Origin of the sequence: Herbiconiux sp. L3-i23 (assembly GCF_023734115.1) — a bacterium.
Taxonomy (GTDB): Bacteria; Actinomycetota; Actinomycetes; order Actinomycetales; family Microbacteriaceae; genus Naasia.
In genome coordinates this window covers 2777274-2797148 of record NZ_AP025737.1, presented here as the reverse complement: position 1 = coordinate 2797148, position 19875 = coordinate 2777274, and the positions used below count along the sequence as shown (strand labels likewise).

Genomic DNA, 19875 nt, shown 5'->3' with positions numbered 1-19875 from the left:
ACCTCGGTGAACCGGGGGAGGAGCCTGCCATGCGATTCATCTCCGCGATCCGTTGGATCCTGGTCGCCGCGATCGTCGTCGTCCTCGCGACACCGGCGCTCGCCACGACCATCGGCGGCCGCATGATCGTCGAGGTCGACGGCGAGTCGATGACCCCGACCTACCAGGTGGGCGACCTCATCCTGATCCGCGAGCCGGCCGAGACCGACCTGCAGGTCGGAGCCGTGGTCACCGCGGTCGACGGCAACGGCGACATGTACACGCACCGCATCATCGAGCTGAACGCCGACGGCACCGTCAAACTCCAGGGCGACGGCAACAGCGCCGCGGACCCGGGCACCGTGGGGCTCGAGAACCTCCGGGGCGTCGTCGAACTCCATCTGGGCCAGCCGTGGGCGGCCCTCATCCTGCAGCTCCAGCAGTGGCCGCTGCGGATCTGCCTGCTCGCCGTCATCCTCGGGCTGGCTCTCATCCCGCTCGCGCGCACCCGGAGCGCCGGGCCCGCTGCAGCGCCGTCGCCGATCGCGGCTCCCGAGCCCGTCACCACGACGCCTCCGGCGGAGACGCGGTCAGGACGTCGGCGTGCCCAGCGCGCCGCCCGCGCTGCGAAGACCGCCCCGGCCGGGTCGCACGCCGCCTCGCGCTCCGAACTGCGCCGCCGGGCGCGTACCGCCGCGCGTGCTGCCGACGCCGCCGGCGACGAAGCGCCCGTCTTCCGCTCCACCTACTCCGCTCCCGCGGCCACGACGGTGATCGACACCGTCGCCGATCGTGCGACCGACCCCATGCGATGGGCCGCATCCGAGCCCGTCCCGGTCGCGGCCACCGTCTCCGCCTCCGCGCCGGTCGTGGCCGCGCTGGACGCGGCGCTGTTCGCACCGGTCGCCGCCGTCGTCGGTGCGCGGCCCGCCACCACCGCTCTGCCCGCGGTCACCATCGACGAGGTCGATGACGTCGACGCGGTCGACGATGTCGCGAACGTCGTGCCCGGCGCACTGCCGGGCTACGCCATCACCGTGGTCGACGGCCCGGACGGGCAGCCGCGCGTCCGCATCAGCGTCGACCTCGACTCCCTCGCTCTCGCCGCCGCGCTCGCCGTCGCCGCTCCCGGCCCGGTGGACCGCTCGGTCGCGCCGACCGCCGCGCCCGTCGCGGTCGTGCCGCGCAGCGCCGGCGCCGAGCATGTCACCGCCGGCGTGATCCCTCCTCTTTCCTTCTCGCCCGAGCGCGGCCGCCGCGCGCGGTCCCGCCATGGGCGCCGCAGGGCCTCCTGAACCGAATCGAACGCCATGCCTCTCACCCCACTCGCCCGCCGCTCGGCGGCAGCCGCGGTCACCGTCATCGCCCTGGCCCTCGCCGGAGTGTCCGTCGCGACGTCCGGCGCCTGGTTCACCGCGACGACCACCGCGTCGGCCTCCGTCGAGGGGGCGACCCTGTCGATCGGGGAGATCGGCGTCGAGTCCGACGAGGAGACCGTCCACGTCGACGGCGTCTACCCGATGACCGACTCGCAGGCGCTGTCGGGAGGCGCGGCATGGCAGTGGATCACCGTGCGGAACACGGGCACCATTCCGCTCGCGTGGACTCTCGACCTGGCGCGCGCAGCCGCGATCGCGCCGTTGGAGCAGGCGGACCTCGCGAACTTCCGGTACGTCCTCACCGATGACGGCGGAACCCCGGTCACCTCCCCGTCGACCTTCGATGCCGTCGCGCAGAGGGACGGAACGTCGGGGCAACTGTATCGGGGCGACGTGATCCCGGCCCGATCCGAGACGCGGCTGCGCCTCGCCGTGTGGCTGACCCCCGAGAGCACCGACCGCTTCCAGGGCGGAAGCGTGACCTTCACCGCCATCGTGAACGGCATGCAGTCGGGTGCGCCCCGCGTGCCGACCCTCGCCCCCGTGCAACTGACCGCCGACCGTGCCGGAACCCCGGACGGCTCCGCGACGCAGCTCGCGTGGACCGAGGCGAGCTCGCCCGACCTCGCGATCGACCCGAACTCCGTCACCTACACCGTCGAGCGGTCGCGGAACGCGGACTTCTCCGACGCGACGGTCGTCTACACCGGACCGGCCCGCACGAACATCGACACCACCGGGGCGGCGCTCGGCACCGCGACCGACATCGCCACCAGCAACGCAGGATTCGGCAACGATTCGACCTACGTCGTCATCGGCGGCAGCGTCTACGGCTGGGGCAAGCTCATCACCGGTGGCACCGGGTCGTCGGTGACCGCGATCGCCGGCTTCCCCTCCGACGTGGTGAAGATCGCCGCCGGATCACGCCACCTGTGCGCCATCACCGCCTCCGATCGCGTCTTCTGCGCCGGCGACGACAACTACGGTCAACGCGGCGACGGGGTCGCCGGAGGGCCGACGACCGCGGGAGCCACGGAGATCGCCGCGACCGCGGTCCTCTCCGGCAAGGACCTCGTCGACATCGCCGCCTCCGAGAACAGCACCTGCGTCCTCGCCGCTGACGCCGACATCGCGTGCTGGGGCGACAACCGTTCCCTGCAGCTCGGGCTCTGGGAGACGAGACCCAGCCAGCGCGCCACACCGACTCTCGTCGCCACGTCCTCGGGGGAGCGCTATTCCCTGCTGACATCGGGACGCACCACCGCCATCGTCGGCGGAGGAAGCAACTTCTGCGCCGTCAAGACCGACGGCCTCATCTGCTGGGGCTCCACCGCGTTCGGTCAGCTGTCGGCCACATACACGCCGAGTCCGAACTACTCCGCCGCGCTGAACACCCCGACACGGTTCCCGGGCACCGACGCCGGAGTGACCGACGCGTCCGTCGGCTGGCAGAGCATCTGCGCCGTGACGGCCGCGAAGTCGGTGCGCTGCGCCGGGCACTACAACCACGGGTCGTTCGGCAACGGCGACATCGGCACCGGCGGAACCGGCTCGTCCGGCACCGCGACCGGCCAGTACGACCACGTCGTCTCCGGGCAGAGCCACGTCTGCGGCTGGAACGAGACCTCCGCATCGTGTTGGGGCTGGGGTCGGTACGGGCAGCTGGGGGCCGGCGACACGACGACCGTCAACGCGAGCCCGCGCGCGGTCACCGCGCTCGGAAGCGGGCAGGTCGTCGCGATGAGCGCCGGCTACGACACGACCTGTGCGCTGCTGCGCTCGGGGGCGGTGCAGTGCTTCGGGAACAACGCAAGCAAGGCGATCACGGGCGCCGCGCCGACGACTGCCGTCACCACCGTCTCGACCCCGGCGTCCGTCGCCGGGCTCGACCAGGTCGGGTGCGCCGGCGGGGCAGTCGCGGGCGCCGCGTCGTGCTCGCTCGAACCCGGCACGGAGTACCACTACCGCGTCAGCTACACCGGCGCAGGGCTCGCAGCGGGGCACTCGCCCACGACCGCCGCCGTCCGACCGCGCTGATCGGCTCAGCTCCTCGACCGCCACACCTCGGGCGACGCCCTCCCACGCATCGCGGGGAGGGCGTTCGTCGTCCCTCGAGAACCCGCACCGATGCCCGGTCGGTCGGGGGAGAAATACCTGTTCAGGTGCCGATGTTCGCGAGGCGAAGCTCGGCGCCCCCGGCGGGATGACGGCGACGGACGCGATCGAACACACTGAGATGACAGCTGCGTTCTCGCATCCGCCGGGGGGCGTGACCTGTGCGGGACGCTCGAGGGGAAGCACCGACCATGACACCGACATCCACCAAGCGCCGGAGGGCGCTGGCCGCATCCATCCTGGTACTCGCGACCGCATTCGCCGGCGTGAGCACCAGCCTGAGCGGTGCCTGGTTCACCGCGTCGACCACGGCGCGGGCGAGCGTGTCGGGTGCGCTGCTCACGATCGGCGAGATCGGCAAGACTTCCGACCAGACCTCGATCGCGGTGTCGGGCGTCTACCCGATGACCGATGAGCAGGCGGCGTCCACGTCGACGCACGGTGCCTCGGCGCGGTCGGAGTGGATCACGGTACGCAACACCGGCACGATCGGGCTCGACTGGGAGCTGCAGATCGTCGATCCCAGGGCCACCCTGAAGATCACCCAGCAGCAGCTCTCGAACTTCCGGTTCCGGCTCTACGACGAGCAGCGCGCTCCGCTGACCGATGTGCTCACGCTGGGCTCACGCCCCGCGACGGCGATCCCGGACGGCGCTCTCACCAAGGGCCGCGGGCTCGCCGCCGGCGGCCAGTCGAAGATCGAGATCCGCATGTGGCTGTCGACGGACTCCGAGAACCAGTTCCAGGAATCCGCCGCCAGCTTCCTCGTCTTCATCAACGCGATCCAGAACGGATCCGGAGGGATGCCCTCCACAGCCCTGTCACTGACAGCGAACAGGGCGGGGGTTCCCTCCGGCACGACGACCGATCTCCGCTGGACCGACGTGGCACCCGCGCTGCGCGCCGCGGGGATCACCGGAACCCCGACCTACACCGTCGAACGGTCCGCGTCCGCCGACTTCTCGAACCCGCAGACCGTCTACTCCGGCACGGGCGCCGCCGCTGCGGACAGCGGAGAGGTCGCTCGCAGCACACCGGCCACCGGGCGCTACGTCGATGTCTCCACCGACGGCTTCCAGGGGTGCGTCGTCACCGCGCAGGGCGCCGTCTACTGCTCGGGGCAGGGCTACCCGGGAGACGGCGGGGCGTACTCCACCGACACGAAGACGACGATCACGCAGGTCACCGGCGGGCTGCAGAACAAGCGGGCCGTGAAGGTCGACGCCGCCCTCGGGCATTCGTGCGCGCTCACCGACGCCGGCGAGCTCTACTGCTGGGGCGACTACCCGGGCAACGGCACGACCAAGTCGCTGCTCCCCGTCCTCGCCAACGCGGGAGTCCTCCTCGGAAAGAAGGTCAGTCAGTTCGGTGTGATCTCCGGCGGCGGGACCTGCGCGATGGCCACCGACGGCACCATCGGCTGCTGGGGCTACGGCAACGTCACCGGACGCTACCCCCAGTCGAGCGCGATCGGGTGGGGCGGCGGGTCGACCACCGCGGTCGGCATGAACCTCGGCAGCCTGCAGGGCAAGACGGTCAGCCAACTGTCCGTCGGCGGCACCCACACCTGCGCGCTCGCGACGGACAACACGGTCCACTGCTGGGGCATCAACATGATGGGCGAGCTCGGCGCGAGCACCGCTCCGATGGTCGAGGCCTTCAACCCGATCCGCGCCCTCACGCCGGCACTGAACGGAGCCACGATCCGCAAGCTGACGTCGGGATCCCAGTCCTCCTGCATCCTCACCAGCAAGTCGGACATCTGGTGCTGGGGGTGGATGGGAGCCCCCTGGGCGCCGTCGGAGGTCACCTGGAAGGACATGGGGCAGACGATGACCAAGATGTCCTCCGTGTCCGGAGCGACCGACATCGTCGCCACGACCGCGGGCCTGTGCGCTCTGGCGAACGCCAAAGCGTACTGCTGGGGCGGTGACTACCAGGGCATCGTCGGCGACGGCGGCGACACCAACAAGCTCTACAACACGCCGACCCCGGTGGCGGGCGTCGCGGCCACTGCGAGCATCGCGTCGATCCGCCTCAATTCCAGCTCCGCGTTCCCCGGCGCCTGCGTCATCACGACCGACGGCCGCGTGGCCTGTTGGGGCGCTGCGGGCTACACCGGCGCGGCGATGACCGCCCAGCTCGGCACCTCGAACACTGCGCCGATGGAATTCATTCGCAGCCTCGACGGGACGACCGTGTGCGCCACCGGCTCCGTCGAACTCGCATCCGGCAAGTGCAGCCTGCAGGAGAACGGGACCTACTACTACCGGCTGAGCTACACGGTCGCCGGGGTGCCCGGCTGGGTCAGCCCCGTCGTGACGGCCAGTCGCTGACGCCAACGGAGAGCCGGTGCGCCGGTGTCATGAGGCGCACCGGACGGAATGTGCGCGTACCGAACATCAGCCTGGGTGAGCGGATGCGGCCGGCCGGCGTTCCCAGGACACTGGGGCTGCGTCTGCACGCCCGACGCATGGGGGATAGACACATGGGGAAAAGAAGAGACTCGACCGCTCGTGGTCCGCGACGCCGATGGGTGCCGCGGGTGCTGTCACGGACGGCGCTCGCCGCGACCCTCGCGGCTGTCGCCTTCGCCGCGGTGGCCGTCCCGTCGACCGGGGCCTACTTCGTCGACGCCACTCGAACGACCGGCAATTCGGTGGCCGCGGGCTCCCTTCCGAAAGGAAGCCTCACCGCGACGCGCGCAGGGGCGCCGGTCGGCACGCAAACCAGCTTGTCGTGGAGCGATGTCTCCGCCTCACTCGCCGACCGAGGGATCACCGGCGCGCCGACCTACACCGTGGAGCGGTCCGCCAACTCCGACTTCTCCGACGTCCAGACGGTGTACGCAGGCACGGCGACCGCAGCCGTCGATCTGACGGACTCCTCGCTGACAGACCGCAGCGCCATCCGCAATGTCGGCGGGATGCCGTTCTCCGAGGTCGACGCCGGAACGACAGCCGGAGCGAACGGGAGCCTCAGCCTCGACCTCAGCGTGTGCGGCATCTCGGACGGCGGCCTGTACTGCTGGGGCGGAAGCGCCTCACCGAGTCCGACTCGCCTTGCGACCGGGTCGATCGCATCGCGGACTCTCAAATCGGTCTCCGTCGGCTGGAACGTGCTCTGCGTCGTCGCGGTGGACGACACCCTCCACTGCAAGGGAACGAACGGCTACACCTCGACCGCGGACTTCGTGCAGATCACGCTGCCCTCAGGCGGGCCCGTGACACAGGTGGTCAATTTCGGGACGTCGGCCGGGCTGTGCGCTGTGAGCGGCGGCCAGCTCTTCTGCTGGGGCACCGGGGCACCGGCAGAGACCCGCGGCAGCACGCCGAAGGCCGTGCGAGACCAGAGCGGTGCACCCATCGACCGTGTCACCGACATCCGCACCGGAACCTCCGGTAACGCCTGTGTCCTCCGTGACGGATCGAACGGCAGCGAGGTGTGGTGTTGGCACCCTGCGATCGGGGCCTACTCGTCCACCGACGCAGGACCGAGCTTCGTCGGGCGCGGGCAGGTGACGAGAGAAAGAGCCGACTATCCCGCCAAGGTGACCGGCCTTCCTTCAGGCGCGATCTCCGAACTCTTCGTCGAACAGCAGACTGCCTGCGTGGTGGTCGCCCCTCAGCTCCACTGCTGGGGAGCGAACGTCGGGGGCGTCGGCTCGGCCTATCTGCGGTGGACGCCGACAGTCCTCGACATCTCATCGTGGCCCGACGGCATGGACCGCCTCCGAGGGAGCGACCAGTTGGCCGCCGTCTATGGCGGCGGAATCTGCGTCGAGAGAGCCGGTGACGTCTACTGCGGAAGCTACTCCAGCACCTCCTCGAGTCTCGTCCGCGTCCTGTCGCTGGGCGCGGGGCACCTCACCCTGAGCTCGGGGGCGGGATGGACCGTCTGCGGGTCCCGTCCCGATGGTCTGACCTACTGCGGATCGAGGTGGTGGACGCAACGCGAGGTGTGGGGCAATGGCAGCTCAGGGATGAGCAGCGACCCCGTCACCGATCCGGCCCGCTCAGCGCCCGCGGGAGCGAAGACCCCCTCGCGCACCTTCGCCATCGGAGAGCTCACCTGCGCCTCTCAAGCACGGATGGAGAACGGCAGCTGTTCTCTCTCGCCTACGATCACCTATCACTACCGGATCCGATACACCGTCGCGGGCATCGATGGCTGGGTCAGCCCCGCCGTCGCGGTGATCCGGTCATGAGCCGGGCCCCGCTGCGCGGTCCGGCAGGGGGTCAGCAAGTGCGACACGCCCGGGTTGCACGGCACTTGGGGGTATGGCAAACTCTTCTAGTTCCACATTCCGGCCGGTGTGCTCAGCGCCCGATTCCGGATCACTGCCAGGCAGTGCATAACTCCCTTCGAAAGTGAAGACGAGGGTTAGGCCGCAGGCGGGAGAACGCCGGCACCGCGAGTGCCAGCCATCCAGCTCCACCTCTTCGAGAAGTCCATGCGGGCTGCGCGGGAAGGCGTGTGCGCGAGAGCGTGCGGACGGATGGCCCATTGACAGAAGAACAGTGCTGCGAGAACACGCGTGCGGAAGTGTTTCGACACGGAAGGCCCGCGGGACACACGTCTCGTGAGAACGAGACAAACAACACGAAGGAAGTGAGTGACAGATGGCCGGACAGAAGATCCGCATCCGCCTCAAGTCGTACGACCACGAGGTCATCGACACCTCGGCACGCAAGATCGTCGACACGGTGACCCGCGCGGGCGCCAGCGTCGTCGGCCCGGTGCCGCTGCCCACCGAGAAGAACGTGGTGTGTGTCATCCGCTCGCCGCACAAGTACAAGGACAGCCGGGAGCACTTCGAGATGCGCACGCACAAGCGCCTCATCGACATCGTCGACCCCACTCCCAAGGCCGTCGACTCCCTGATGCGACTCGACCTCCCGGCCGACGTCAACATCGAGATCAAGCTCTAAGGAACCGCGCATGTCTACCGCTACACGGGCATTCACGGGACTGCTGGGCACCAAGCTCGGCATGACCCAGGTGTGGAACGCCGACGGCAAGCTCGTCCCCGTCACCGTCATCCAGATCACGCCCAACGTCGTCACCCAGATCCGCACCCCCGAGGTCGATGGCTACTCGGCCATCCAGATCGCCGCCGGTGCCATCGACCCCCGCAAGGTGAACAAGCCTTCCGCCGGTCACTTCGACAAGGCCGGCGTCACGCCGCGCCGCCACCTCACCGAGGTCCGCACCTCCGACGCCGCGAACTACTCGCTCGGCCAGGAGATCGCGGTCGACGCGTTCGAGGTCGGCGCGAAGATCGACGTCGTCGGCACCAGCAAGGGCAAGGGCTTCGCCGGTGTCATGAAGCGTCACAACTTCAAGGGCGTCTCCGCGTCGCATGGTTCGCACCGCAACCACCGCAAGCCCGGCTCGATCGGCGCCTCCTCGACCCCCAGCCGTGTCTTCAAGGGCATGCGCATGGCGGGCCGCATGGGTGGCGACCGCACCACCGTCCTCAACCTCACGGTCCAGGCCGTCGACGCCGAGAAGGGTCTGCTGCTCGTCAGCGGCGCCGTTCCCGGTGCGGCCGGTCGCACCGTGTTCGTCCGCAACGCTGTGAAGGGAGCCTGACCGCAATGGCTTCGCCTCAGACTCTGAGCATCAAGGGCGGTAACGGCAGCGTCGAGCTGCCCGCCGACCTCTTCGACGTGCAGACCAACGTGCCGCTGCTGCACCAGGTCGTCGTGGCCCAGCTGGCCGCCGCGCGTCAGGGAACCCACAAGACCAAGAACCGCGGCGAGGTGTCCGGTTCCGGTGTCAAGCCGTTCAAGCAGAAGGGCACCGGCCGCAGCCGTCAGGGTTCGGTCCGTCAGCCCGAGCACCGCGGTGGTGGCGTCGTGCACGGACCCGTGCCGCGCGACTACTCGCAGCGCACCCCCAAGAAGATGATCGCCGCTGCTCTGCTCGGCGCCCTCTCCGACCGTGCGCGCGGCGACCGCCTCCAGGTCGTCGAGACCCTGTCGAACGGCGACGCGCCCTCGACCAAGGTCGCGGCCGAGCTGCTCGCCGACATCGCCGGCAAGAACGTCCTCGTGGTCCTCGACCGCGCCGACGAGCTCAGCTGGAAGAGCGTGCGCAACCTGCAGAACCTGCACGTGCTCACCTGGGACCAGCTGAACGCCTACGACGTGCTCGTCTCAGACGACATCGTCTTCACCAAGCAGGCCTTCGACTCCTTCGTGGCGTCCAAGAGCAAGAACGAGGTGACCGCATGAGCGGCTACAACAAGGACCCGCGCGACATCATCGTCGCCCCGGTGGTCTCCGAGAAGAGCTACGGCCTGATCGACGAAGGCAAGTACACCTTCGTCGTCGACCCCCGCGCGAACAAGACCGAGATCAAGCTCGCCATCGAGAAGATCTTCCAGGTCGAGGTCGCCTCGGTGAACACCCTCAACCGCAACGGCAAGACCCGCCGCACCAGGTTCGGCATCGGCAAGCGCAAGGACACCAAGCGCGCCATCGTCACGCTGAAGTCCGGCTCGATCGACATCTTCACGGCTGTCGGCTGAGTCAGGGGAGAGACAGAACAATGGCTATTCGCAACTACAAGCCCACGACCCCGGGCCGCCGCGGCTCCTCGGTCGCGGACTTCGCCGAGATCACGCGTTCGACTCCTGAGAAGTCGCTGCTCAAGCCCCTCTCGAAGTCGGGCGGCCGCAACAACCAGGGCCGCATCACCACGCGCCACATCGGTGGAGGCCACAAGCGCCAGTACCGCGTCATCGACTTCCGTCGCAACGACAAGGACGGCGTCAACGCCAAGGTCGCGCACATCGAGTACGACCCGAACCGCACCGCGCGCATCGCGCTGCTGCACTTCGTGGACGGCACCAAGCGCTACATCCTCGCGCCGAACAAGCTGAACCAGGGCGACATCGTCGAGTCCGGTCCCGCCGCCGACATCAAGCCCGGCAACAACCTGCCGCTGCGCAACATCCCCGTCGGTACCGTGATCCACGCGATCGAGCTCCGCCCCGGCGGCGGCGCGAAGATGGCCCGCTCCGCCGGTGCCAGCGTGCGACTCGTCGCCAAGGACGGCCCCTACGCGCAGCTGCGTCTGCCGAGCGGCGAGGTCCGCAACGTCGACGCCCGCTGCCGCGCGACGATCGGCGAGGTCGGCAACGCCGAGCAGTCGAACATCAACTGGGGCAAGGCCGGCCGCAAGCGCTGGAAGGGCGTCCGCCCGACCGTCCGCGGTGTCGCGATGAACCCGATCGACCACCCGCACGGTGGTGGTGAGGGCAAGACCTCCGGTGGACGTCACCCGGTCAGCCCGTGGGGTAAGCCCGAAGGCCGTACCCGTCGCCCCGGCAAGGAAAGCGACAAGCTCATCGTTCGTCGTCGCAACGTCGGCAAGAAGCGTAAGTAGGAATAGGTAAATGCCCCGCAGTCTGAAGAAGGGCCCCTTCGTCGACGACCACCTGCTCCGCAAGGTCCAGGTGCAGAACGAAGCCGGCAGCAAGAACGTCATCAAGACGTGGTCGCGTCGCTCGATGATCATCCCCGCCATGCTCGGTCACACCATCGCGGTGCACGACGGACGCAAGCACATCCCGGTGTTCGTCACCGAGACGATGGTGGGCCACAAGCTCGGCGAGTTCGCGCCGACCCGCACCTTCCGCGGCCACGAGAAGGACGACAAGAAGGGCCGTCGCCGCTGACGCGGCGACCAGAGAAGGAGGAGAGAGATGGTTGAGTCGATCGCACGCGTGCGACACATCCGCGTGACCCCCCAGAAGGCCCGCCGTGTCGTTGACCTCGTCCGTGGCAAGCAGGCCACCGAGGCTCTCGCGATCCTGAAGTTCGCGCCGCAGAGCGCGAGCGAGCCGGTGTACAAGCTGGTGGCCGCGGCCATCGCGAACGCGCGGGTCAAGGCGGACGCCGAGAACAGCTACCTCGACGAGAACGACCTGGTCATCGCCAAGGCGTTCGTCGATGAGGGCACCACGCTCAAGCGCTTCCAGCCCCGTGCACAGGGACGCGCGTTCCGCATCAACAAGCGCACCAGCCACATCACCGTGGTCCTGGCCACGCCCGATCTCATCGAGAACGGACGCGGCGCGCGCAAGACTTCGACGGGCTCAGCCCAACGGAAGGCGAGCAAGTAATGGGACAGAAGGTCAACCCGTACGGTTTCCGTCTCGGGATCACCACCGACCACGTGTCGCGTTGGTTCTCGGACAGCACCAAGAAGGGCCAGCGTTACAGCGACTACGTCGCCGAGGACGTCAAGGTCCGCCAGCTGCTGCTCAAGCAGCTCGACCGCGCCGGTGTCGCGAAGATCGAGATCGAGCGCACCCGTGACCGCGTCCGCGTCGACATCCACACCGCCCGTCCGGGCATCGTGATCGGTCGCCGCGGCGCCGAGGCCGAGCGCATCCGCGCCGACCTCGAGAAGCTCACCGGCAAGCAGATCCAGCTGAACATCCTCGAGGTCAAGAACCCCGAGGCCGAGGCCCAGCTCGTCGCGCAGGGCATCGCCGAGCAGCTCTCCGCCCGTGTCGCGTTCCGTCGCGCCATGCGCAAGGGCCTGCAGGGCGCTCAGCGCGCCGGCGCCAAGGGCGTCCGCGTGCAGGTCTCCGGCCGTCTCGGCGGCGCCGAGATGAGCCGTTCCGAGTTCTACCGCGAAGGTCGAGTGCCGCTGCACACCCTCCGCGCCAACATCGACTACGGCTTCTACGAGGCCAAGACGACGTTCGGCCGCATCGGTGTGAAGGTCTGGATCTACAAGGGCGACATCACCAACCGGGAGCTCGCCCGCGAGCAGGCGAACCAGAAGTCGCAGCGCCCCGAGCGCCGCGACGGCGGCCCCCGCGGCCGTGGTCCGCGTGACGGCGCACAGGCTCCGGTCGCAGAAGGAGCGAGCGCTTAATCATGCTTATCCCCCGTAAGGTCAAGTTCCGCAAGCAGCACCACCCGGGTCGCAGTGGCCAGGCCACCGGCGGCACCAAGGTCAGCTTCGGCGAGTTCGGCATCCAGGCCATCACCCCCGCGTACGTGACCAACCGTCAGATCGAGTCCGCTCGTATCGCCATGACGCGTCACATCAAGCGTGGTGGAAAGGTGTGGATCAACATCTACCCCGACCGTCCGCTCACGAAGAAGCCGGCCGAAACCCGCATGGGTTCCGGTAAGGGTTCGCCCGAGTGGTGGGTCGCCAACGTCAAGCCGGGTCGCGTCCTCTTCGAGGTCGCGGGCGTCGACGAGCAGCTCGCTCGCGAAGCCCTCACCCGTGCCATCCACAAGCTGCCGCTCAAGGCACGCATCATCAAGCGCGAGGAGGGAGACGCCTGATGGCGATCGGATCCAAGGAGCTCGCTCCCGCCGAGCTCGACACCTTCGAGGACGAGCGTCTCGTCGACGAGCTGAAGAAGGCCAAGGAGGAGCTGTTCAACCTGCGCTTCCAGTCGGCCACCGGTCAGCTCGAGAGCCACGGCCGCCTGCGCGCCGTGAAGCGCGACATCGCTCGCATCTACACCGTCATCCGCGAGCGTGAGCTCGGCATCCGCGCCACCCCGGCGCCCGTCGAGGCTCCCGCGAAGGCGGAGAAGAAGAGCAGCCGTGCCAAGAAGTCGGACGCCCCGGCGTCCGACGCGGCTGACACCGCTGAGGAGACCAAGTAATGGCCAAGGTTCAGGAGAAGGCCGCCGGACACGAGTCCGCCGAGCACGACGTCCGCGTCGAGGGCGAGCGCGGCTACCGCAAGGTCCGCCGCGGCTACGTCGTCAGCGACAAGATGGAGAAGACCATCGTCGTCGAGGTCGAGGACCGCGTGAAGCACCCCCTCTACGGCAAGGTCATCCGCCGCACCTCCAAGGTGAAGGCGCACGACGAGCAGGGAAGCGCCGGCATCGGCGACCTCGTGGTGATCAGCGAGACCCGTCCGCTTTCGGCTTCGAAGCGCTGGCGTCTCGTCGAGATCCTCGAGAAGGCCAAGTAGGCCCCGGCTCGGAATACAGGAGATAAACCAGTGATCCAGCAGGAGTCCCGGCTCAAGGTCGCCGACAACACCGGCGCCAAGGAGCTGCTCACCATCCGTGTGCTCGGCGGTTCCGGTCGTCGTTACGCCGGCCTCGGCGACGTCATCGTCGCCACCGTCAAGGACGCGATCCCCGGCGGCAACGTCAAGAAGGGCGACGTTGTCAAGGCGGTCATCGTCCGCACCGTCAAGGAGACCCGTCGTCCCGACGGCTCGTACATCAAGTTCGACGAGAACGCCGCCGTCATCCTCAAGAACGACGGCGACCCCCGTGGAACCCGCATCTTCGGACCCGTCGGTCGCGAACTCCGCGACAAGCGCTTCATGAAGATCGTTTCTCTCGCACCCGAGGTGATCTGAGAATGGCCAACATCAAGAAGGGCGACCTCGTCCAGGTGATCACCGGCGCGAGCCAGACCCGCGGCGGAGACCGCGGCAAGCAGGGTCGCGTCATCGAGGTGCTCGTCGAGCAGAACCGCGTCGTCGTGGAAGGTGTCAACTTCGTCACCAAGCACGTCCGCGTCGGTCAGACTCAGCGCGGCACCAAGACCGGTGGCATCGAGACCCACGAGGCCCCCATCCACATCTCGAACGTGGCGCTCGTCGACCCCGAGACCAAGAAGCCGACCCGCGTGGGACACCGCGTGGAGCAGGTGACCAAGGACGGCGTCACGAAGAACGTCCGCGTCCGCTACGCGAAGAAGTCAGGTAAGGACCTCTGATGACCGACACGACTGTTGCCCCGGCTGGCAAAATCCAGCCGAGGCTCAAGCAGAAGTACAAGAGCGAGATCGTCCCTGCTCTCACCGAGCAGTTCGGCTTCGGCAACGTCCACCAGGTTCCCGGCCTCGTCAAGGTCGTCGTGAACACCGGTGTCGGCGAGGCCGCCCGCGACGGCAAGATCATCGACGGCGCGATCGCCGATCTCACCAAGATCACCGGTCAGAAGCCGCAGGTCACCAAGGCCCGCAAGTCGATCGCGCAGTTCAAGCTGCGCGAGGGACAGCCGATCGGCGCCCACGTCACCCTCCGCGGAGACCGTGCCTGGGAGTTCCTCGACCGTCTCATCTCGCTGGCGCTGCCCCGAATCCGCGACTTCCGCGGCCTCTCGGACAAGCAGTTCGACGGCAACGGCAACTACACCTTCGGTCTCCAGGAGCAGAGCGTCTTCCACGAGATCGACCAGGACCGGATCGATCGCGTCCGCGGCTTCGACATCACCGTCGTCACCACCGCGAAGACCGACGACGAGGGCCGCGCCCTGCTGCGTGCACTCGGGTTCCCGTTCACCTCGAACAACCCGGGCGCCTGAGCGACTCGACACGCCTCGCAACTGAACACAGATGTGAAGTAAGCTCTCCCGGGCGATTTTCTCGCCCGGGAGAGCACTCCCATGTAGCGGCGAACCCGTCGCTGCCCACCACAGGTCCTTCCCCGGTGTACCGGAGCAGGAAACCTGGTGACATGAAAGCAGTACATCCATGACCATGACCGATCCGGTCGCGGACCTCCTCACGAGGCTCCGCAACGCCAACTCGGCGTTCCACGACACGGTCTCGCTTCCCCACTCGAAGCTCAAGGGCCACATCGCCGAGATCCTCAAGACCGAGGGTTACATCGCCGACTGGAAGGTCGAAGACGCGCGCGTCGGCAAGACGCTCACGCTCGACCTGAAGTACGGCCCCAACCGCGAGCGCAGCATCGCGGGCATCAAGCGCGTCTCGAAGCCCGGCCTCCGCGTCTACGCGAAGTCGACCGAGATCCCCAAGGTCCTCGGTGGCCTGGGCGTCGCCATCCTGTCCACCTCGTCGGGTCTGCTCACTGACCGTCAGGCGACCAAGAAGGGCGTAGGCGGAGAAGTCCTCGCCTACGTGTGGTGATCATCCATGTCACGTATCGGTAGAGCTCCCATCGACATCCCCGCGGGTGTCACCGTCTCGGTCGACGGCAGCGCCGTCACCGTCAAGGGCCCGAAGGGCGAGCTGACCCACGTGGTCGCCGCCCCCATCGCGGTCAACGTCGAGGGCGACCAGGTCGTCGTCTCCCGTCCCGACGACGAGCGCGCGTCGCGTTCGCTGCACGGCCTCACCCGCACCCTCATCGCCAACAACGTCATCGGCGTCACCCAGGGATACTCCAAGGGCCTCGAGGTCGTCGGAACCGGTTACCGCGTCACCGCCAAGGGCAGCGCCGTCGAGTTCGCGCTCGGCTTCTCGCACCCGGTGACCGTCGAGCCGCCGGCCGGCATCTCGTTCCAGGTCGAGGGCAACAACAAGCTCACGGTCTCGGGTATCGACAAGCAGGCCGTCGGTGAGGTCGCCGCCAACATCCGCAAGATCCGCAAGCCCGAGCCCTACAAGGGCAAGGGTGTCCGCTACGCGGGCGAGAACGTTCGCCGCAAGGCCGGAAAGTCAGGTAGGTAATCATGGCCACCGTCATCCGTGGCAAGAGCAAGTCGGCTGCGCGCGACCGTCGCCACAGCCGCCTGCGCAAGAAGGTCGAAGGCACCGCCCTTCGCCCGCGCCTCGTCGTCAACCGTTCGGCCCGCCACGTCTTCGTGCAGATCGTCGACGACTCGAAGGGTCACACCCTCGCCTCGGCGTCGACTCTCGAGGCCGACCTCCGCTCGTTCGACGGTGACAAGACCGCCAAGGCCCGTCGGGTCGGCGAGCTGGTCGCCGAGCGTGCGAAGAACGCAGGAATCGACGCGGTCGTCTTCGACCGCGGTGGAAACAAGTACGCGGGCCGCGTCGCGGCTATCGCCGAAGGAGCTCGTGAAGGAGGGCTGGACCTGTGAGCGACACAGCAGCCACGACAGAGGGCGGCGCGCCGGTCGAGACCGCGGCGTCGAGTGAGAGCAACAACCGCGGGGATGCCCGGGGCGAGCCCCGAGAGCAGCGCCGCGGCAGCCGTGAGCGTCAGCCGGGCCGTGGTGGCCGTGACGGCGGACGCGACGGCGGCCGTGACAGCCAGTTCCTCGAGCGCGTCGTCACGATCAACCGCGTCTCCAAGGTCGTGAAGGGTGGTCGTCGCTTCAGCTTCACCGCCCTCGTGATCGTCGGAGACGGCAACGGCCTCGTCGGCGTCGGCTACGGCAAGGCGCGCGAGGTCCCGACCGCGATCTCGAAGGGTGTCGAAGAGGCGAAGAAGAACTTCTTCCGCGTCCCCCGCATCGCGAGCACCATCCCGCACCCCGTGCAGGGTGAGGCCGCTGCCGGCGTCGTCCTCCTCCGTCCGGCCGCCGCCGGTACCGGCGTCATCGCCGGTGGCCCGGTGCGCGCCGTCCTCGAGTGCGCCGGTATCCACGACGTGCTCTCCAAGTCGCTCGGTTCGAGCAACACGATCAACATCGTGCACGCGACCGTCGAGGCCCTGAAGAGCCTCGAGGAGCCTCGCGCCGTGGCCGCCCGCCGCGGACTCGACATCGAGGACGTCATCCCGGCGCAGCTCCAGCGCGCCGAGCAGCAGGCCCGTGAGCACGCTGCCGCCGAGGCGAAGGTTGGTGCCTGATGGCCGCCCGGATCAAGGTGACCCAGATCAAGTCCAAGGTGAGTGAGAAGCAGAACCAGCGCGACACGCTGCGCAGCCTGGGCCTCAAGCGGATCGGCGATGTCGTCGTGCGCGAGGACAACCAGCAGAACCGCGGCTACGTTCGCACGGTTGCTCACCTCGTGAAGGTTGAGGAGATCGACTGATGGCTGACGAAGCCAAGAACGAAGAGCTGACCCCGGCTCAGAAGGCCGCGGCGACGCGCGCCCGCAACGCCGCGGCGAAGAAGGCGGCCGCCGAGGCCGCCGCCCCGGCTCCTGCGGAGGCTCCCGCCACCGCGAAGCCCGCCGCCCGCAAGCCCGCTGCCTCGTCCTCGGACGACGTGGTTGCCCGCGAGCGCGTGCTGAAGGTCCACCACCTGCGCCCCGCTGCCGGTTCCAAGAAGGACCGCACCCGCGTCGGACGCGGTGAGGGGTCGAAGGGTAAGACCGCCGGCCGCGGTACCAAGGGAACCAAGGCCCGCTACCAGGTGAAGGCCGGGTTCGAGGGTGGGCAGATGCCGCTGCACATGCGCACCCCGAAGCTGCGCGGGTTCAAGAACCCGTTCCGCGTCGAGTACCAGGTCGTGAACCTCGACAAGCTGGCCGAGCTCTACCCGCAGGGCGGCGACGTCACGGTCGAGGGCCTCGTCGCCAAGGGCGCCGTTCGCAAGAACGAGAAGGTCAAGGTGCTCGGCACCGGCGACATTGCGGTTAAGCTGAACGTTGCTGTCGACAAGGTCTCCGGCTCCGCTGAGCAGAAGATCCTCGCCGCAGGCGGTTCCATCAACTAAGGAACGGATCCGACGGGATCCGTCGGGTTCACGGAGTCGCCGCCTCTCCTCCACCGAAGGGTGACAGGAGTGCGGTCAGGTTCCTCTGACGACGTGGCCGGGCACCGCCCGGCCACGTCGTCGGTTACACGAAGGAAAGCAGGAACAACCGAGTGTTCAAGGCAATAGGACGCATCTTCCGCACGCCGGATCTGCGCCGGAAGATCGCTTTCACGCTCGGTATCGTGGCGCTCTTCCGCCTCGGGTCGTTCATCCCGGCCCCGTTCGTGGACTTCTCGAACGTGCAGGAGTGCCTCGCCCAGAACCAGGGCACCTCGGGCCTCTACGAGCTCGTCAACCTCTTCAGCGGCGGTGCGCTGCTGCAGCTGTCGATCTTCGCGCTCGGCATCATGCCGTACATCACCGCGTCGATCATCACTCAGCTGCTGCGTGTGGTCATCCCGCACTTCGAGACCCTCTACAAGGAGGGTCAGGCCGGCCAGGCGAAGCTGACGCAGTACACCCGCTACCTCACCATCGCGCTCGGTGTCCTGCAGTCGACGACCCTGATCACGGTCGCGCGCAGCGGCGCCCTGTTCCCGCAGAACAGCTCGCCCGCCTGTACCGCCCTCATCACCAACGACGCCTGGTACGCGATCCTGCTCATGGTCATCACCATGACCGCCGGTACCGGCCTCATCATGTGGCTCGGCGAGCTGATCACCGAGCGCGGCGTCGGCAACGGCATGTCGCTGCTCATCTTCACCTCGATCGCCGCGACCTTCCCGACCTCGCTCTGGTCGATCGCGCAGTCGCAGAGCTTCGAGATCTTCCTCATCGTCATCGCGATCGGCCTGCTGATCGTCGCCGCGGTCGTCTTCGTCGAGCAGTCGCAACGGCGCATCCCGGTGCAGTACGCGAAGCGCATGGTCGGGCGTCGCACCTACGGCGGCAACAACACCTACATCCCGATCAAGGTCAACATGGCGGGCGTCGTGCCGGTCATCTTCGCCTCGTCGCTGCTGTACCTGCCCGCGCTCGTCGCCCAGTTCAACCAGCCCGCCGCCGGCGAGGAGCCGCAGCCGTGGGTGACCTGGATCAACAACTACCTCGTGCAGGGCGACCACCCGCTCTACATGGCGCTGTACTTCCTGCTCATCGTCGGCTTCACCTACTTCTACGTCGCGATCACCTTCAACCCCGAAGAGGTCGCCGACAACATGAAGAAGTACGGCGGGTTCATCCCCGGTATCCGTGCGGGCCGCCCGACGGCCGAGTACCTCGACTACGTGCTCACCCGCGTGACGCTGCCCGGCTCCATCTACCTGGGCCTCATCGCGCTGATCCCGCTGATCGCGTTCGTCTGGATCGGTGCCAACCAGAACTTCCCGTTCGGCGGCGCCTCGATCCTGATCATCGTCGGTGTCGGGCTCGAGACCGTGAAGCAGATCGACTCGCAACTGCAGCAGCGGCACTACGAGGGGCTTCTGCGTTGACCGACCCCGACACCAGCGCCCGACTGCTGATCGTCGGACCACCCGGGGCGGGCAAGGGCACCCAGGCGTCGCGGATCGCCGACACGTACGCGATCCCGGCCATCTCGACGGGGGACATCTTCCGCGAGAACGTCCGGTCCGAGACCGAGCTGGGCGTGCTCGCCAAGTCGTTCATGGACCGCGGCGAGTACGTTCCCGACGAGGTGACGAACGACCTCGTCGCCGACCGCCTCACCTGGGCCGACGCCGACGGCGGGTTCCTGCTCGACGGATTCCCGAGGACCACCGCGCAGGCGGCGTTCCTCGACGGGATCCTCGACGGTCACGGCCACCACCTCAACGCGGTCATAGAACTCGTGGCCGACCCCGACGAGACCGTGCAGCGTCTGCTGAAGCGGGCGTCGGAGCAGGGGCGCAGCGACGACACCGAAGAGGTGATCCGTCACCGCCTCGAGGTGTACGCGCGTCAGACCGCTCCGCTGCTCGACCTCTACGAGGAGCGCGGGCTGCTCGTCCAGGTCGACGGTCTCGGGGCGGTGGACGAGGTCACCGAGCGCATCGCCGCCGCCCTCGCGGCGAAGGGCGTCACCGCCGCCTGACC

Annotated in this window: 26 protein-coding genes; all 26 read left to right on the top strand. The window is 68.2% G+C overall.

Going from position 1 to position 19875, the window contains the following annotated elements:
- The first annotated feature begins 29 nt into the window (after positions 1–29).
- The 26 genes from NGH83_RS13390 to NGH83_RS13265 all read left to right on the top strand — a co-directional run bounded on the left by NGH83_RS13390 (position 30) and on the right by NGH83_RS13265 (position 19873).
- Complete coding sequence (locus NGH83_RS13390; protein ID WP_251856750.1) at positions 30–1274, top strand: signal peptidase I; 1245 nt, start codon at positions 30–32, stop codon at positions 1272–1274.
- A 15-nt stretch (positions 1275–1289) separates the two neighbouring features.
- Positions 1290–3395 carry a hypothetical protein gene (locus tag NGH83_RS13385; RefSeq protein ID WP_251856749.1) on the top strand — a complete coding sequence of 702 codons (2106 nt, stop codon included), beginning with the start codon at positions 1290–1292 and terminating at the stop codon, positions 3393–3395.
- 269 nt (positions 3396–3664) lie between these two features.
- Positions 3665–5809, top strand: coding sequence for a hypothetical protein (locus NGH83_RS13380; RefSeq protein WP_251856748.1), 2145 nt, complete (start codon positions 3665–3667; stop codon positions 5807–5809).
- A gap of 209 nt (positions 5810–6018) precedes the next feature.
- Complete coding sequence (locus NGH83_RS13375) at positions 6019–7680, top strand: hypothetical protein (protein ID WP_251856747.1); 1662 nt, start codon at positions 6019–6021, stop codon at positions 7678–7680.
- 415 nt (positions 7681–8095) lie between these two features.
- Entirely contained in the window at positions 8096–8404 is a 309-nt protein-coding gene (gene rpsJ, locus NGH83_RS13370; protein WP_251856746.1) for a 30S ribosomal protein S10, read from the top strand.
- A 10-nt stretch (positions 8405–8414) separates the two neighbouring features.
- Complete coding sequence (gene rplC, locus NGH83_RS13365) at positions 8415–9068, top strand: 50S ribosomal protein L3 (protein WP_251856745.1); 654 nt, start codon at positions 8415–8417, stop codon at positions 9066–9068.
- Positions 9069–9073: 5 nt separating this feature from the next.
- Entirely contained in the window at positions 9074–9712 is a 639-nt protein-coding gene (gene rplD, locus NGH83_RS13360) for a 50S ribosomal protein L4 (RefSeq protein WP_251856744.1), read from the top strand.
- Positions 9709–10008, top strand: coding sequence for a 50S ribosomal protein L23 (gene rplW / locus NGH83_RS13355; protein ID WP_251856743.1), 300 nt, complete (start codon positions 9709–9711; stop codon positions 10006–10008). Before rplD ends, rplW begins: the two co-directional genes overlap by 4 nt.
- Before the next feature lie 20 nt (positions 10009–10028).
- Complete coding sequence (rplB, locus tag NGH83_RS13350; protein WP_251856742.1) at positions 10029–10868, top strand: 50S ribosomal protein L2; 840 nt, start codon at positions 10029–10031, stop codon at positions 10866–10868.
- Between the two features lie 10 nt (positions 10869–10878).
- Entirely contained in the window at positions 10879–11160 is a 282-nt protein-coding gene (gene rpsS / locus NGH83_RS13345) for a 30S ribosomal protein S19 (protein WP_251856741.1), read from the top strand.
- A gap of 27 nt (positions 11161–11187) precedes the next feature.
- On the top strand, positions 11188–11607 hold the full coding sequence (gene rplV / locus NGH83_RS13340) for a 50S ribosomal protein L22 (protein ID WP_251856740.1): 420 nt from the start codon (positions 11188–11190) through the stop codon (positions 11605–11607).
- The gene (gene rpsC / locus NGH83_RS13335) at positions 11607–12371 is read left to right on the top strand and encodes a 30S ribosomal protein S3 (RefSeq protein ID WP_251856739.1); all 765 of its coding nucleotides are present in this window, start codon (positions 11607–11609) and stop codon (positions 12369–12371) included. The genes rplV and rpsC overlap by 1 nt, the downstream gene beginning before the upstream one ends.
- 2 nt (positions 12372–12373) lie before the next feature.
- Positions 12374–12793: a 50S ribosomal protein L16 gene (gene rplP / locus NGH83_RS13330; protein ID WP_251856738.1), complete on the top strand. Its 420-nt coding sequence runs from the start codon at positions 12374–12376 to the stop codon at positions 12791–12793.
- A complete protein-coding gene (gene rpmC, locus NGH83_RS15300) occupies positions 12793–13122 on the top strand; it encodes a 50S ribosomal protein L29 (RefSeq protein WP_305881785.1) in 330 nt (109 codons plus the stop codon). Before rplP ends, rpmC begins: the two co-directional genes overlap by 1 nt.
- Positions 13122–13439, top strand: coding sequence for a 30S ribosomal protein S17 (gene rpsQ, locus NGH83_RS13320; RefSeq protein ID WP_251856737.1), 318 nt, complete (start codon positions 13122–13124; stop codon positions 13437–13439). Before rpmC ends, rpsQ begins: the two co-directional genes overlap by 1 nt.
- A gap of 30 nt (positions 13440–13469) precedes the next feature.
- Positions 13470–13838 (top strand): 50S ribosomal protein L14, encoded by a 369-nt coding sequence (gene rplN, locus NGH83_RS13315; protein ID WP_251856736.1) that lies wholly within the window; start codon positions 13470–13472, stop codon positions 13836–13838.
- Positions 13839–13840: 2 nt separating this feature from the next.
- The gene (gene rplX / locus NGH83_RS13310) at positions 13841–14200 is read left to right on the top strand and encodes a 50S ribosomal protein L24 (protein WP_251856735.1); all 360 of its coding nucleotides are present in this window, start codon (positions 13841–13843) and stop codon (positions 14198–14200) included.
- Positions 14200–14790: a 50S ribosomal protein L5 gene (gene rplE, locus NGH83_RS13305; RefSeq protein ID WP_251856734.1), complete on the top strand. Its 591-nt coding sequence runs from the start codon at positions 14200–14202 to the stop codon at positions 14788–14790. Before rplX ends, rplE begins: the two co-directional genes overlap by 1 nt.
- Before the next feature lie 169 nt (positions 14791–14959).
- Entirely contained in the window at positions 14960–15358 is a 399-nt protein-coding gene (gene rpsH / locus NGH83_RS13300) for a 30S ribosomal protein S8 (RefSeq protein ID WP_251856733.1), read from the top strand.
- 6 nt (positions 15359–15364) lie between these two features.
- Positions 15365–15901 carry a 50S ribosomal protein L6 gene (gene rplF, locus NGH83_RS13295; protein ID WP_251856732.1) on the top strand — a complete coding sequence of 179 codons (537 nt, stop codon included), beginning with the start codon at positions 15365–15367 and terminating at the stop codon, positions 15899–15901.
- 2 nt (positions 15902–15903) lie between these two features.
- On the top strand, positions 15904–16275 hold the full coding sequence (gene rplR / locus NGH83_RS13290; protein WP_251856731.1) for a 50S ribosomal protein L18: 372 nt from the start codon (positions 15904–15906) through the stop codon (positions 16273–16275).
- Positions 16272–16988 carry a 30S ribosomal protein S5 gene (gene rpsE, locus NGH83_RS13285; protein ID WP_251856730.1) on the top strand — a complete coding sequence of 239 codons (717 nt, stop codon included), beginning with the start codon at positions 16272–16274 and terminating at the stop codon, positions 16986–16988. Before rplR ends, rpsE begins: the two co-directional genes overlap by 4 nt.
- Entirely contained in the window at positions 16988–17173 is a 186-nt protein-coding gene (rpmD, locus tag NGH83_RS13280) for a 50S ribosomal protein L30 (RefSeq protein ID WP_251856729.1), read from the top strand. The genes rpsE and rpmD overlap by 1 nt, the downstream gene beginning before the upstream one ends.
- Positions 17173–17799, top strand: coding sequence for a 50S ribosomal protein L15 (rplO, locus tag NGH83_RS13275; RefSeq protein WP_251856728.1), 627 nt, complete (start codon positions 17173–17175; stop codon positions 17797–17799). Before rpmD ends, rplO begins: the two co-directional genes overlap by 1 nt.
- 152 nt (positions 17800–17951) lie before the next feature.
- On the top strand, positions 17952–19274 hold the full coding sequence (secY, locus tag NGH83_RS13270; protein WP_251856727.1) for a preprotein translocase subunit SecY: 1323 nt from the start codon (positions 17952–17954) through the stop codon (positions 19272–19274).
- Positions 19271–19873, top strand: coding sequence for an adenylate kinase (locus tag NGH83_RS13265; RefSeq protein ID WP_251856726.1), 603 nt, complete (start codon positions 19271–19273; stop codon positions 19871–19873). The genes secY and NGH83_RS13265 overlap by 4 nt, the downstream gene beginning before the upstream one ends.
- The last annotated feature ends 2 nt before the right edge of the window (positions 19874–19875 follow it).